The sequence below is a fragment of the Zoogloea ramigera genome (genome assembly GCF_006539865.1).
Classification (GTDB): Bacteria; Pseudomonadota; Gammaproteobacteria; order Burkholderiales; family Rhodocyclaceae; genus Zoogloea; species Zoogloea ramigera.
The window spans coordinates 86,094-99,127 of the sequence record NZ_BJNV01000007.1; the positions used below are offsets into that span (position 1 = coordinate 86,094).

Sequence of the window (13,034 nt, forward strand, 5' to 3'; positions counted from 1 at the left end):
TCAGCCGCTGAAGAAGTCCTTCACCTTGTCCATCCAGGACTTGGCCTTCGGATTGTGGCGTTCGGCGTTGCTGGAGGCGATGTCCTCGAACTCGCGCAGCAGCTCTTTCTGGCGCTCGGTGAGCTTGACCGGGGTCTCGACCACCACATGCACCATCAGGTCGCCGGGCGCGTGGGTGCGCACGTTGCGGATGCCCTTGCCGCGCAGGCGGAACACCTTGGCGCTCTGGGTCTCGGCCGGGATGCGAATGTTCGCCGCGCCGTCGAGGGTCGGGATCTCGATCTCGCCGCCGAGGGCCGCTGTGGTGAAGCTGATCGGCATCTCGCAGTGCAGGTCGTCGCCGTCGCGCTGGAAGACCGGGTGCTGCTTGATGTGGATCTCCACGTACAGGTCGCCGGCCGGCCCGCCATTGACGCCCGGCTCGCCGTGGCCGCCGTGGCGCAGGCGCATGTCGTCGTCGATGCCGGCGGGGATCTTCACCTCAAGGGTCTTCTGGCGCTTGACGCGGCCCGCGCCGCCGCAGCTGGTGCAGGGCTCGGGGATGATGCGGCCGCTGCCGTGGCACTTCGGGCAGGTCTGCTGGATCGAGAAGAAGCCCTGCTGGATGCGCACCTGGCCGGCGCCGCCGCAGGTTGGGCAGGTCTTGGGCTGGGTGCCGGGCTTGGCGCCGCTGCCATGGCAGGCGCCGCATTCTTCCTGAGCCGGGATGCGGATGGTCTTTTCGGCACCGCGGGCGGCTTCTTCGAGGCTGATCTCGAGGTTGTAGCGCAGGTCGGCGCCGCGATAGACGTTGGAACGCCCGCGCCCACCACCGCCGCCACCACCGAAGATGTCGCCGAAGATGTCGCCGAAGGCATCGGCAAAGCCGTCGAAGCCCTGACCGCCGGCGCCGCCGCCCATCTGCGGGTTGACGCCATCATGGCCGTAGCGGTCGTAGGCGGCGCGCTTGTTGGCGTCGGTGAGGATCTCGTAGGCCTCCTTGGCCTCCTTGAACTTCTCCTCGGCTTCCTTGTTGTCCGGATTGCGGTCCGGGTGGTATTTCATGGCCAGCTTGCGGTAGGCCTTCTTCATCTCGTCCTCGGAGGCGTCGCGATTGACGCCAAGGACTTCGTATAGATCCCGTTTCGCCATGTTTGGGTGCTCTGGCTTTCTTGTGTAAAGGCCGAGCCGAGCGGCGCACGAGGCGCCGGCATGGCTCGGCCGGGTCTGTCGGTGGCCCTCAGGCCGGACAGGCTGCTTTGTTTACTTCTTGTCCTTCACCTCGGTGAACTCGGCGTCGACCACGTCCGGATCGTTGGCCTTGCCGGCACCGGCAGAGGCGCCGGCACCTGCGCCAGCACCACCGGCGGCACCCGCTTCGGCCTGGGCCTGGGCGTAGATGTGTTCGCCGAGCTTCTGGCTGACCGTGCCCAGGGCTTCGCTCTTGGCGTCGATGGCAGCCTTGTCACCGGACTTGATGGCTTCCTCGGCTTCGGCGATGGCGGCCTCGATCTTGGCCTTGTCGTCGCCGATCTTGTCGCCGTGCTCGGCCAGGGCCTTCTTGACCGAGTGCACCAGGGTGTCGAGCTGGTTGCGGGCGTCGACCAGTTCGTGGGCCTTCTTGTCTTCCTCGGCGTGGGCCTCGGCGTCGCGCACCATGCGCTGGATCTCGTCATCCGACAGGCCGGAGTTGGCCTTGATGGTGATCTTGTTCTCCTTGCCGGTGGCCTTGTCCTTGGCCGAGACGTGCAGGATGCCGTTGGCGTCGATGTCGAAGGTGACTTCGATCTGCGGCATGCCGCGCGGCGCCGGCGGGATGTCGGAGAGGTTGAACTGGCCCAGGCTCTTGTTGCCGGAGGACATCTCGCGCTCGCCCTGCAGTACGTGGATGGTGACCGCGTTCTGGTTGTCGTCGGCGGTGGAGAACACCTGCGAGGCCTTGGTCGGGATCGTGGTGTTCTTCTGGATCAGCTTGGTCATCACGCCGCCGAGGGTTTCGATGCCCAGCGACAGCGGGCAGACGTCGAGGAGCAGCACGTCCTTGACTTCGCCCTGCAGCACGCCGCCCTGGATGGAGGCGCCGACGGCGACCGCTTCGTCCGGGTTCACGTCACGGCGCGGGTCCTTGCCGAAGAACTCCTTGACCTTCTCGATGACCTTCGGCATGCGGGTCTGGCCGCCGACGAGGATCACGTCGTCGATGTCGGAAACCTTGACGCCGGCGTCCTTGAGGGCCACGCGGCAGGGCTCGATGGTCCGATCGACCAGGTCTTCGACCAGCGACTCGAACTTGGCGCGGGTGATCTTGAGCGCCAGGTGCTTCGGGCCGGTGGCATCGGCGGTGATGTAGGGCAGGTTGATCTCGGTTTGCTGGCCGGAGGACAGCTCGATCTTGGCCTTTTCGGCGGCTTCCTTGAGGCGCTGCAGGGCCAGCACGTCGTTCTTCAGGTCGACGCCTTGCTCTTTCTTGAACTCGGTGACGATGTAATCGATGATGCGCTGGTCGAAGTCTTCGCCGCCCAGGAAGGTGTCGCCGTTGGTGGCCAGCACTTCAAACTGGTGCTCGCCGTCGATGTCGGCGATCTCGATGATGGACACGTCGAAGGTGCCACCGCCCAGGTCGAACACGGCGATCTTGGAGTCACCCGGCTTCTTGTCCATGCCGAAGGCTAGCGCCGCAGCGGTCGGCTCGTTGATGATGCGCTTCACTTCGAGGCCGGCGATGCGGCCGGCGTCCTTGGTGGCCTGGCGCTGGCTGTCGTTGAAGTAGGCCGGCACGGTGATGACCGCTTCGGTGACTTCTTCGCCGAGGTAGTCTTCGGCGGTCTTCTTCATCTTGCGCAGCACTTCGGCAGAAACCTGCGGCGGGGCCATTTTTTTGCCGCGCACTTCAACCCAGGCGTCGCCGTTGTCGGCCTTGGCGATGGTGAAGGGCATCAGGTCGATGTCCTTCTGCACTTCCTTTTCTTCGAAGCGACGGCCAATCAGGCGCTTGATTGCGTAGATGGTGTTCTTGGCGTTGGTGACGGCCTGGCGCTTGGCGGGCGCGCCGCACAGGATTTCGCCGTCGTCGGCGTAGGCCACTACGGACGGGGTGGTGCGCGCACCTTCGGAGTTTTCGATGACCTTCGGCTTGCCGCCCTCCATTACGGAGACGCAGCTGTTGGTGGTGCCGAGGTCGATGCCGATGATCTTGCCCATGAGATTTCCTTCAGTTCGAATTCTGTTTGATGTGGGAGCCGATGTCGTCGGCTCCTACGCTTGGTGACGAATATGGGGACTGCCGGGCCGGTTTCAAGCAGCCGGCTTTGCTTTCGATACGACGACCAGCGCCGGGCGCATGGTGCGTTCGTGGAGCAGGTAGCCCTTTTGCAGCACGGTGATCACGGTATTGGGCTCACCGTCGGCCTCGACGGCGCTGATGGCCTGGTGCTTGTTCGGGTCGAACTTCTCGCCGAGGGGGCTCACCTCGGTGATATTGGCACTCTGGAAGGCCGAGACGAGCTGCTTGAGGGTCAGCTCGACACCCTGCTTGAGACTCTCGAGGGTAGCGTTTTCGGTGGTGAGGGCGGCTTCGAGGCTGTCCTTGACCGGCAGCATGGCCTGCGCGAACTTGTCGGCGGCAAACTTGCTGGCCTTCGCGATGTCATCCTGGGCGCGACGCCGGACGTTCTCGGTTTCAGCCTTGGCGCGCAGCCAGGCGTCGTGGTGCTCGGCGGCCTTCAGCTCGGTCTGGCGGAGCTGTTCGGTGAGGCTGGGCAGGGTGTCGCCGACCCGCTCTTCAGCAACCGGGGCTTCCGCGGAAGCGGGGGTGGTGACGTTCTCCACGAGTTCCGGCGCGGCTTGTTCGGCGGGGCTCGGAGGGGGGTTATGGTCTTGCATGGGTAACGGCTCCTTTTTTCGACCTGCCTGATCTGGGGGCGCTGACGAAGTTTTCAAGTGGCAGGCGCACGTTGTCGCGGAAAATAGCCTGTGGGTGTGTAAAATCGAGGTCCCCGGAGCATTGAGGGGGCATCTTTACGGACAATGCGGCGTAAAGCAGGTATGGAAAAAAATCCAGACAAAATCGGCAAGTACAAGCTGATCCGGGAGGTCGGTCGCGGTGCGACGGCAACGGTCTATCTGGCGGAGCATCCCCAGTATCCAGACGCCGTTGCGCTGAAGCTCATCCGTTTCGACGACAAGGCCAAGGACGAGGCCAAGTGGAACCGTCGGCTGCTCAAGCTGCTGCGGGCCGAAATGGACGTCTCGCGCAAGCTCGACCATCCGAACATCATCAAGATTTTCGATACCTGCGTCGAGAAGGATTACGCCTATATCGTCATGGAGTACTTCCCCGGGACGACGCTGGAGCATTACTGCAGCTTCCAGAACCTCCTGCCGCTGCACCGGACGATCGGGATGGTGTTCAAGTGTGCGATGGCGCTCGATTACGCCTACCGCCAGGGCATCGTCCATCGCGACATCAAGCCCGCCAACATCCTGGTCGACGAGAACGACAACGTTAAGGTCACCGATTTCGGGCTGGCGCTCAACATCAGCAAGAAGAGCGCGTCCGACTCGACCTTCATCATGGGCGTCGGCTCGCCGGCCTACATGAGCCCGGAGCAGATCAAGGGTTATCCGCTCAACCAGAAGACCGACCTGTTTTCCCTGGGCGTCGTGCTGTTCCACATGCTCACGGGGCGCCTGCCGTTCCGGGCCAAGAACCCGGCCCAGCTGATCTACAAGATCATCAACACCGAGCCGCCTCTGGTGTCCCAGATCAACTCCGAGCTGCCCGAGCAGCTCGACCAGGTGATCCGCAAGGCCCTCGAGAAAGACCTCTACTCCCGTTACAAAAACGGCGCCGACTTCGCCAAGGATCTGTCCGCGGTTCGCTACAAGATCCTCGACGACTCCGCCGGCACCGAGGACACGAGCCGCTACTCGATCCTCCGCAAGATGCCCTTCTTTACCGAGTTCGAAGATGTCGAGATCTGGGAGTTCCTCCGGATCTCACGCTGGCGCCGGATCGACTCGAACACCCTCGTGATGCGCGAAGGCGACGCCGATCAGCGTTTCGGCCTCATCATCGACGGGCGGGTCGAGCTGTCGGTCGATGGGCATCGGGTGGACGAGGTGGCCTCTGGCGAGGTGTTCGGCGAGCTGGCCTATCTGGACCAGCAGGAGCATCGTCACATGTACACCGCCGTGACCACCGTCGCGACCACCTACCTCGAGCTCAATCCGGCAGCGCTGTCGCTGGCGACCGACGAGTGTCAGGACGCGTTCCGTACGCGGCTGGTCACCGTTGTTGCCCGCCGGCTTGGTGCCGCCTACCGGGAGCTATCAAAGAGCGGCCCGCCCGCCGAGCGGATCACCGCCAGCGGTTTCGGCATGGAGCTGCAGCTGGTCGATAGCTGACCGCCCCGGCATCGCCCGGGGCGGTGGTCGGGCTCAACGGCCGCTGGTGTGGGCGAGTGCCCAGCGGCGGATGTCATCCAGGCCCATGGCTCCGGCCTGGCGTGCGATTTCCCTGCCATGCTGCAGCAGCACCAGGGTGGGAATGCTGCGTATGCCAAAGTGTGCAGCCAGGCCCTGTTCTTCCTCGGTGTTCACCTTGCCCAGCCTTATCGCAGGCTCCAGCTGCTTGGCCGCCGCGTCGAAGGCCGGCGCCATGCTGCGGCAGGGGCCACACCACGGCGCCCAGAAGTCCACCAGCAGCGGAATGTCGCTCCGCTCTGCGTGGGCCGCAAAGTTGTTCTCCGTGAGATGAACCGGCGCGCCGGCAAACAGCCCGCTCTTGCATCGGCCGCAGGTCCCGCCGTCTTTCAGGCGTTCGGCCGGCACGCGGTTGAGGGCGGCGCAATGGGGGCAGGGGATCAGCATCGATTCGCTCATGGGGGGCCTCGGGGGTCAAAGTCAATTTTAGATGGGGCGCCTGCCCCGGATTTCAAGTTTCCCCGGCTTATGCTGATGGATTCCCCGCTCCGGCGCTGAAGAAGTGCTCGTGCAAGGGCTTCGGGCGCTAAAGTTCTGCCCAATTTGGCCGAAACCACCTCTGTGCCGCGATTGTCGCCGCGGCGTCGATAGGAGGTGGCCTGTGAGCCGAGGCAGTACTTATGGAATCAGTCGTGTTGATAACGAAACGAGCCGGACGCATGGTTGGTTGGTGACGATCCAGCGCAGGGGCGTGATCTACCGCAAGCATTTCAGTGACGGCGTGTTCGGGGGCAAGCAGCGTTCCTTTGCAGCGGCGAAAGAGTATCGCGATGAGGTCATCGCGGCCCACCCGCCCTTGTCGATGCAGGAGTACTCGAATATCGTCAAGAAGAACAACCGTTCCGGGGTGGTCGGGGTGTGCCGTTATTGCGCCTCGGAAACCCGCGACCTGCCAGAAGAAAAGCAGCGCTGGTTCTGGGTGGCCTCGTGGCCCTTGCCCGATGGCCGGCGCAAGCGGGTCAAGTTCTCGGTCAAGAAATACGGTGAGGATGGTGCCTTCCAGATGGCCATGGACGCGCGTGCGTCTGCGCTCGGCAAGCTGGTAGGTGCGTTCGACCCCGGTGCGGTGCGGCGCAAGGCGAGCCGCCGACGCCCCGCAGCCGCTGCGGCGCCGTCGGCAGGTTGATGCGCCCCCGGGGTGGTCAGTTGTCCTTGTCCGACAGGGCCAGGCTGACCATCCAGGTGAGCAGGCTGTAGATCAGGGCGCCCCAGAAGGCCGTCCAGAAGTCGGGCACGACAAAGCCCTCCACCAGCCCGGACACCATCCAGAACATCAGGGCGTTGATCACCAGCGTGAACAGCCCGAGGGTGAGGATGGTGATCGGCAGCGTGACGAGCACCAGCAGCGGGCGGATGATGGCATTAACAAAGCCCAGCAGCAGTGCGCTGACCAGGGCTGCAGTGTAGCCATCCACCCGGATCTCCGTGAGCAGCTCGGGGATCAGCATCAGCGCCACCGCGTTCAGGGCCCAGCGCAGAAGCAGTTTCATCTTTCAATCTCCATTCGGCTTTCTTCCGCTGGGCGGAGCCGTGAGCGCTGTCAGGCGCCGGCCCCCAACTCGCGGGCGCGGCTTGCCTGGCGTGCGAGGCTTGCGGCGTCGGGTGGCGCGATGCTCAGCCAGTTGCCGAGGTGGTTCAGGGACAGCGTGGTGAGCGCCTCGATCCAGGGCTGGTTTTCGTTCAGGCAGGGGATGTAGCTGAACTGCTTGCCCCCCGCGTGCAGGAAGGCCTCGCGGCACTCCATGTTGATTTCTTCCAGGGTTTCCAGGCAGTCGGATACGAAGCCCGGGCACATCACGTCCACCGATCCGACGCCGCTCCCGCCCAGCTCTTCCAGGGTGGGTTGCGTGTAGGGCTTGAGCCATTCGGCCTTGCCGAAGCGGGACTGGAAGCTGACGATCAGCCGCTCGGGCGCCAGCTTGAGCGCCTCGCCAAGCAGGCGTCCGGTCTTGTAGCACTCGCAGTGGTAGGGGTCGCCCAGGTCGAGGGAGCGGCGGGGAATGCCGTGGAAGCTGAGCACCAGGCGGTCGGCCTGGCCGTTGCGTTGCCAGTGGGCGCGTACGCTCGCGGCGAGTGCCTCGATGTAGCCCGGGTCGTCGCCGAAGCTGCGCACGTAGCGGACTTCAGGCAGGTTGCGCCAGTGGCGCAGGCAGTTGGCGACTTCGTCGACGACGGTTGCGGTGGTGCTGGCGGCGTACTGCGGGTAGAGCGGGACGACCAGGATGCGCGTGCAGCCGGCGGCGCGCATGGCGTCGAGCTGGCTGCGGATCGACGGCTGGCCGTAGCGCATGGCCCAGCTCACGTGGAGCTCGCGCTGGCCTGCCTGGGCGAGGAAGCCGGCCAGCAGCTTGGCCTGTTTTTCGGTGTGGACCTTGAGCGGGGAGCCTTCGGAAGTCCACACGCTGGCGTATTTTTTGGCCGATTTGGCGGGCCGGGTGTTCAGGATGATGCCGTTGAGGATCAGCCACCAGATCGGCCGGGGGATCTCGACGACCCGCGGATCGGACAGGAACTCCTTGAGGTAGGGTCGCAGCGCGGCGGCGGTGGGCGCGGTGGGCGTGCCGAGATTCACCAGCAGGACGCCCGTGCGGGGCGCCGTGCCATGGGTGTAGGCTGGCTCCTGCCAGTATTGGGACATGGGGTGGCTTTCTAGTTGTGGCCGGAGAGGGCGCTGGTGAGGAGGCGGGCGGTGACGTCGACGATGGGGATCACCCGCTCGTAGGCCATGCGCGTCGGCCCGATGACGCCCACCGAGCCGACGAGCTGGCCGTCGACTTCATAAGGCGCGGTGATGACGCTGCAGTCGTCGAGGGGGCTGAGGCCGCTCTCGCCGCCGATGAAGATCTGCACGCCCTGGGCGCGGTTGGAGATGTCGAGCAGCTGCATGAGCCCGGTCTTCTGCTCGAAGAGCTTGAACAGGTCGCGCAGCCGCGCCATGTTGGAGGACAGATCTTCGGCGTCGAGGAGGTTGGTCTCGCCCGAGATCACGTAGGTTTCCTGGGTTTCCTCGAGGACTTCGCTGCCCGCTTCGACGGCGGCGCTCATCAGCTCGGTCATGTCGGAGCGGAGCTGCTTGAGCTCGTCCTGGATGCGGGTACGGATCTCGGTGAAGGCCAGCCCGGCAAAATGCTGGTTGAGGTAATTGGCGGCGCTGACGAGCTCCGACGGGCTGTAGCCGCGCTTGGTGAACAGGATGCGGTTCTGCACGTCGCCGGCGGTGGTGACGAGGATCAGCAGGATGCGGGTGTCCGAGAGGCTGACGAACTCGATCTGGCGGATCTTGAGGGCGTCCTGCTTGGGCGACACGACCACGCCGGCAAAATGGGTCAGGCCCGACAGCAGCTGCGAGGCCGCGCTGATGACCCGCTGTGGCTCGCCGGGCTGGATCTGGCCCTGGATCGCCTGGAGCTGCCCGACGCCTATCGGTTGCACGGTGAGCAGGCTGTCGACGAAGAAGCGATAACCGCGGGCCGTGGGAATGCGCCCGGCCGAGGTGTGCGGGCTGGTGATGAAGCCTAGCTCTTCGAGGTCCGACATCACGTTGCGCACCGTGGCCGGCGACAGGTTGAGGCCGGAATGGCGCGACAGCGCGCGGGAGCCGACCGGCTGGCCCTCGGCGATGTAATGCTCCACCAGCGACTTGAGGAGGATTTGCGAACGTTGATCGAGTCGGGTCATGGCTGCAGATTGTGAGGCTCGCGGTGATTCTAAGGAAGCGCGGCGGCGATGAGAAGCAGGACGCTGCGCCCGTCGGCCGCGGATTCATCTCGCCCCATGCGAGCTGTCCTCATAATGTGGTTTAATCGATTCATGACCTGCGCGTTCAAGACAATTGCCCTCATCGGCAAATATCAGAGTCCGGAAGTGGCCGAAGCCGTGCTGCGCCTCGCCAATTACCTGCGTGACCAGGGGCTGGCCGTATTGATCGAGCAGGGCACGGCGAGTTCCACCGGGCTCACCTCCGGCTTCGCCATCGCCAGCTACGAGGAGATCGGCGAGCGGGCCGACCTCGCCGTGGTGCTCGGCGGTGACGGCACCCTCCTCAATAGCGCCTGCCGCCTGGCCGAATACGACGTGCCGCTGGCGGGCGTCAATCAGGGCCGGCTCGGCTTTCTCACCGACATCTCCCGCGAGGTGGCCCTCGAGAAGATCGGCGAGATCCTGGCTGGCCGCTACACCGAGGAAACCCGGGTGCTCCTCGACGCGGAGGTGCGGCGGGGCGGTCGGCGGGTCTTCCACACCGTGGCGCTCAACGACGTGGTCGTCAACAAGGGCGAACTCGGCCGCATGATCGAGTTCGATCTGCGCATCGACGGCGAGTTTGTATACACCCAGCGCTCCGACGGCATGATCATCTCCACGCCCACCGGCTCGACCGCCTACGCCCTGTCGGCCAACGGGCCGATCCTGCATCCCAATGTCGACGGGATCGCCCTCGTGCCGATGTGTCCGCACACCCTCACGGCGCGGCCGATCACCTTGCCCGACCGCTGCAAGATCGAGATCGTGCTGCTGCCGCCCCACGACTCGCGCGTGCACTTCGACGGCCAGACCCGCTACGACACCCGCGCCGGCGATACCGTGCAGATCACCCGCTCGCCCCACAACGTGCGCCTGCTCCACCCCGAGGGCTACAGCTATTTCGCGATGCTGCGCGAGAAGCTGCACTGGAGCTCCACGCCCCGCCACAGCTGAACCCAATCATTCGTTTTATTCATGCTGCGCCATCTTTCCATTCGCGATTTCGTTATCGTCGATCGGCTCGAACTCGAGTTCGCCGCCGGTTTCGGTGCCTTGACGGGCGAGACCGGCGCCGGCAAGTCGATTCTCCTCGACGCCCTCGGCCTGGCCCTCGGCGGCAAGGCCGAGGCCGGCGTGGTGCGCACCGGCCAGGCCCGGGCCGAGATCGTCGCCGAGTTCGACCTGCCCGCCGACGGCCCGCTGAGAGCCTGGCTTGCCGATCAGCAGCTCGACGCCGAGGAGGGCAGCGTGATGCTGCGTCGGGTGATCGAAAGCGGTGGTCGCTCGAAGGCCTGGCTCAACGGCTCGCCGGTGGTCCTCGCCCAGCTGCGCATCGTCGGCAACATGCTTGCCGACATCCACGGCCAGCACGCGCATCACGCCCTGCTGCGCACCGATGCCCAGCTGGCGCTGGTGGATGCCCACGGCGGGCTCAAGGCCCAGGCGCAGCTGGTGGCCGAGCGCTACCGTGCCTGGGCTGCCCTGCGCCGCGCCCGGGAAGCCGCGGAGGAGGGCGCCTCCAGCACCGAGCGGGAGCGCGAGTTACTGGGCTGGCAGGTTACCGAGCTGCGTGAGCTGGCCTTCGACACCGACGAGTGGCAGCACCTCAACCTAGAACAGACCCGCCTGGCCCACGCCGCCGGCCTGATCGACGGCGCCGCCGAAGCCCTCGACAGCCTCGCCGATGGTGAGTACGCCGTGGTGCCCCAGGTGGAGCGCCTGCTCGCCCGGGTGGCCGGCATGGCACAGCACGACGCCCAGCTCGCTGATGTGCAGGAGCTGCTGGCCGGGGCGAGCATCCAGCTCGACGAAGCCCTGCACGCAATGCGCCGCTACCGGGACAGGCTGGATGTCGACCCGGCGCGCCTCGCCGAGATCGACCAGCGTATCCAGGTGGTGATGGCGATGGCCCGCAAGTACCGGGTGTCCCCCGAGGCGCTGCCCGAGGTGCTGGCCGAGAGCGTCGGGCGGCTCGAACGCCTGACCCGGCAGACCGATCCGGAAGCCCTGGCCCGCGAGGAAGCCCAGGCTCGCGACGCCTTCATGGCCCAGGCCAGGCCGCTGTCGGCGGCCCGCAAGGCGGTGGCGGCCGAGCTGTCGGCGGCGGTGACCGAGGCCATGCAGTCGCTCGCCATGGGCGGCGCGCGCTTCGAAATTGCACTGCGCCCGGTGGAAGAAGGGTGCGCAAGCGGGCTGGAAGGCGTCGAGTTTCTCGTCACCGCCAATGCCAGCCAGCCGCTGCGCCCGCTCGCCCGGGTGGCGTCGGGCGGCGAGCTGTCGCGGATCGGCCTGGCGATCCAGGTGATCACCAGCCGCAACGCTTCGACGCCGACCCTGATCTTCGACGAGGTGGATGTGGGGATAGGCGGCCGGGTCGCCGAGATCGTCGGGCGCATGCTGCATCAGCTCGGCGTGGACCGTCAGGTGCTGTGCGTGACGCACCTGCCCCAGGTGGCCGCGCGGGCTGACGCCCAGTGGAACATCGCCAAGGAAACCCGCGACGGCGAAACCCTGTCGCGGGTGCGGCGCCTCGATGACGGCGAGCGCATCGACGAAATCGCGCGGATGCTGGGCGGTGTGAATATCACCGACACCACCCGCCGCCATGCGGCGGAGATGCTGGGCCTGTCAGCGCCGGCCTGACGCGGGCAGGCCGCGCGGCCTTCAGAGGCTGCCCGCGTGGGCGATCGTCAGCACGCCCGTGAGCACGAACACCGCCGCCGCGATCCAGCGGATCTGGGTGAGCGGCAGCCGGCGTGCCAGGCCTTCGCCCAGCAGCACCGCCGGCACGTTGGCGATCATCATGCCTATCGTGGTGCCCAGCACGACCCACAGCAGCGCGTCGTACTTGGCGGCCAGGGCGATGGTGGCAAACTGGGTCTTGTCGCCCATCTCCGCGATGAAGAATGCGATGGTGGTGGTCACGAAGGCGCCCGCCGGATGGACTTCGGAGGGGGCTTCGTCGTCGTCGAGGGTGTCGGGCTTGAGCGTCCACAAACCGAAGGCGATGAAGACGACGCCGATGATCCAGGGTAGCCAGGAGGCGGGGATGAACTCGGCAACCCATACGCCCACCGAGCCGGCGAGGGCGTGATTGAGCACGGTGGCGACGAAGATGCCGGCGATGATCGCCCAGGGCTTGCGCAGCCGGGCGGCCAGCACGAAGGACAATAGCTGGGTCTTGTCGCCGATTTCCGCCAGGGCGACGAGGGCGGTCGAGGTGAGGAAGGCTTCCACGGGGATGGGCGGCAGGGCCGCCAGAAATTAGCGGGCGGGGGCGCTGGAGGCGCTCTTGTGGGGGCAGTCGGCCTTGAGGCACTCGACGTAGAGGTAGAGGGCGTGTTCGCGCACCGTGAAGCCGCGCTCGGCGGCGATCTTGTTCTGGCGCTCCTCGATCTCGGGGTCGAAGAATTCCTCCACCCGGCCGCATTGCAGGCACACCAGGTGGTCGTGGTGATGGCCTTCGTTGAGCTCGAAGACGGCCTTGCCCGACTCGAAGTAATGGCGCTCGAGGAGGCCGGCCTGTTCGAACTGGGTGAGGACCCGGTAGACGGTGGCCAGGCCGATATCCATGTCTTCGGCGATCAGGAGGCGATAGACGTCTTCGGCGGTGAGGTGGCGATTCTCGACCTTCTGGAACAGGTCGAGGATCTTAAGCCGCGGGAAGGTTGCCTTGAGGCCGATACTCTTGAGATTCTGGGAATTGCTGGACATGGAGGCCCCGAAAACTGGACTAGGCGGCCGGAAGCCCGGCCGGCCCCGTATGATATAGTTTCTGCCCCGTGTTGAGAATGCGCCTCAAAAGCGCGGTTCCCTGACCCCGACCTTCG

13 protein-coding genes are annotated in these 13,034 nt (G+C 65.6%); 4 read left to right on the forward strand and 9 right to left on the reverse strand.

Annotated elements, in window-relative coordinates; translation table 11 throughout:
* From dnaJ to grpE, 3 genes are all read right to left on the reverse strand, one after another.
* Positions 1-1,131 carry a molecular chaperone DnaJ gene (gene dnaJ, locus ZRA01_RS03085; RefSeq protein WP_141349291.1) on the reverse strand — a complete coding sequence of 377 codons (1,131 nt, stop codon included), beginning with the start codon at positions 1,129-1,131 and terminating at the stop codon, positions 1-3.
* Between the two features lie 111 nt (positions 1,132-1,242).
* Positions 1,243-3,180: a molecular chaperone DnaK gene (gene dnaK / locus ZRA01_RS03090; protein WP_141349292.1), complete on the reverse strand. Its 1,938-nt coding sequence runs from the start codon at positions 3,178-3,180 to the stop codon at positions 1,243-1,245.
* Positions 3,181-3,273: 93 nt separating this feature from the next.
* Positions 3,274-3,861, reverse strand: coding sequence for a nucleotide exchange factor GrpE (grpE, locus tag ZRA01_RS03095; RefSeq protein ID WP_141349293.1), 588 nt, complete (start codon positions 3,859-3,861; stop codon positions 3,274-3,276).
* A 162-nt stretch (positions 3,862-4,023) separates the two neighbouring features.
* On the opposite strand from grpE, the gene ZRA01_RS03100 reads away from it, so the two are divergent.
* Positions 4,024-5,385: a serine/threonine protein kinase gene (locus tag ZRA01_RS03100; RefSeq protein ID WP_141349294.1), complete on the forward strand. Its 1,362-nt coding sequence runs from the start codon at positions 4,024-4,026 to the stop codon at positions 5,383-5,385.
* 33 nt (positions 5,386-5,418) lie between these two features.
* Here the strand turns inward: ZRA01_RS03100 and trxC are convergent, their stop codons facing one another.
* On the reverse strand, positions 5,419-5,862 hold the full coding sequence (trxC, locus tag ZRA01_RS03105) for a thioredoxin TrxC (protein ID WP_141349295.1): 444 nt from the start codon (positions 5,860-5,862) through the stop codon (positions 5,419-5,421).
* Positions 5,863-6,133: 271 nt separating this feature from the next.
* Here trxC and ZRA01_RS03110 point away from each other — a divergent pair, with 271 nt between their 5' ends.
* Positions 6,134-6,589 (forward strand): AP2 domain-containing protein, encoded by a 456-nt coding sequence (locus ZRA01_RS03110; RefSeq protein ID WP_246093265.1) that lies wholly within the window; start codon positions 6,134-6,136, stop codon positions 6,587-6,589.
* Positions 6,590-6,605: 16 nt separating this feature from the next.
* On the opposite strand, the gene ZRA01_RS03115 is transcribed toward ZRA01_RS03110, so the two are convergent.
* The 3 genes from ZRA01_RS03115 to hrcA are packed head-to-tail and all read right to left on the reverse strand — an operon-like array spanning position 6,606 to position 9,141.
* Entirely contained in the window at positions 6,606-6,953 is a 348-nt protein-coding gene (locus ZRA01_RS03115) for a phage holin family protein (protein ID WP_141349297.1), read from the reverse strand.
* 50 nt (positions 6,954-7,003) lie between these two features.
* Positions 7,004-8,101, reverse strand: coding sequence for a ferrochelatase (gene hemH / locus ZRA01_RS03120; RefSeq protein WP_141349298.1), 1,098 nt, complete (start codon positions 8,099-8,101; stop codon positions 7,004-7,006).
* Positions 8,102-8,112: 11 nt separating this feature from the next.
* On the reverse strand, positions 8,113-9,141 hold the full coding sequence (gene hrcA / locus ZRA01_RS03125) for a heat-inducible transcriptional repressor HrcA (RefSeq protein ID WP_141349299.1): 1,029 nt from the start codon (positions 9,139-9,141) through the stop codon (positions 8,113-8,115).
* Positions 9,142-9,273: 132 nt separating this feature from the next.
* On the opposite strand from hrcA, the gene ZRA01_RS03130 reads away from it, so the two are divergent.
* Positions 9,274-10,158, forward strand: a complete 885-nt coding sequence (locus ZRA01_RS03130) for an NAD kinase (protein ID WP_141349300.1) — start codon at positions 9,274-9,276, stop codon at positions 10,156-10,158.
* Between the two features lie 21 nt (positions 10,159-10,179).
* Complete coding sequence (recN, locus tag ZRA01_RS03135; protein ID WP_141349301.1) at positions 10,180-11,847, forward strand: DNA repair protein RecN; 1,668 nt, start codon at positions 10,180-10,182, stop codon at positions 11,845-11,847.
* Positions 11,848-11,868: 21 nt separating this feature from the next.
* Here recN and ZRA01_RS03140 read toward each other — a convergent pair whose 3' ends face one another.
* On the reverse strand, positions 11,869-12,441 hold the full coding sequence (locus tag ZRA01_RS03140) for a TMEM165/GDT1 family protein (protein ID WP_141349302.1): 573 nt from the start codon (positions 12,439-12,441) through the stop codon (positions 11,869-11,871).
* Between the two features lie 27 nt (positions 12,442-12,468).
* Entirely contained in the window at positions 12,469-12,918 is a 450-nt protein-coding gene (gene fur, locus ZRA01_RS03145; RefSeq protein WP_141349303.1) for a ferric iron uptake transcriptional regulator, read from the reverse strand.
* Positions 12,919-13,034: the final 116 nt, after the last annotated feature.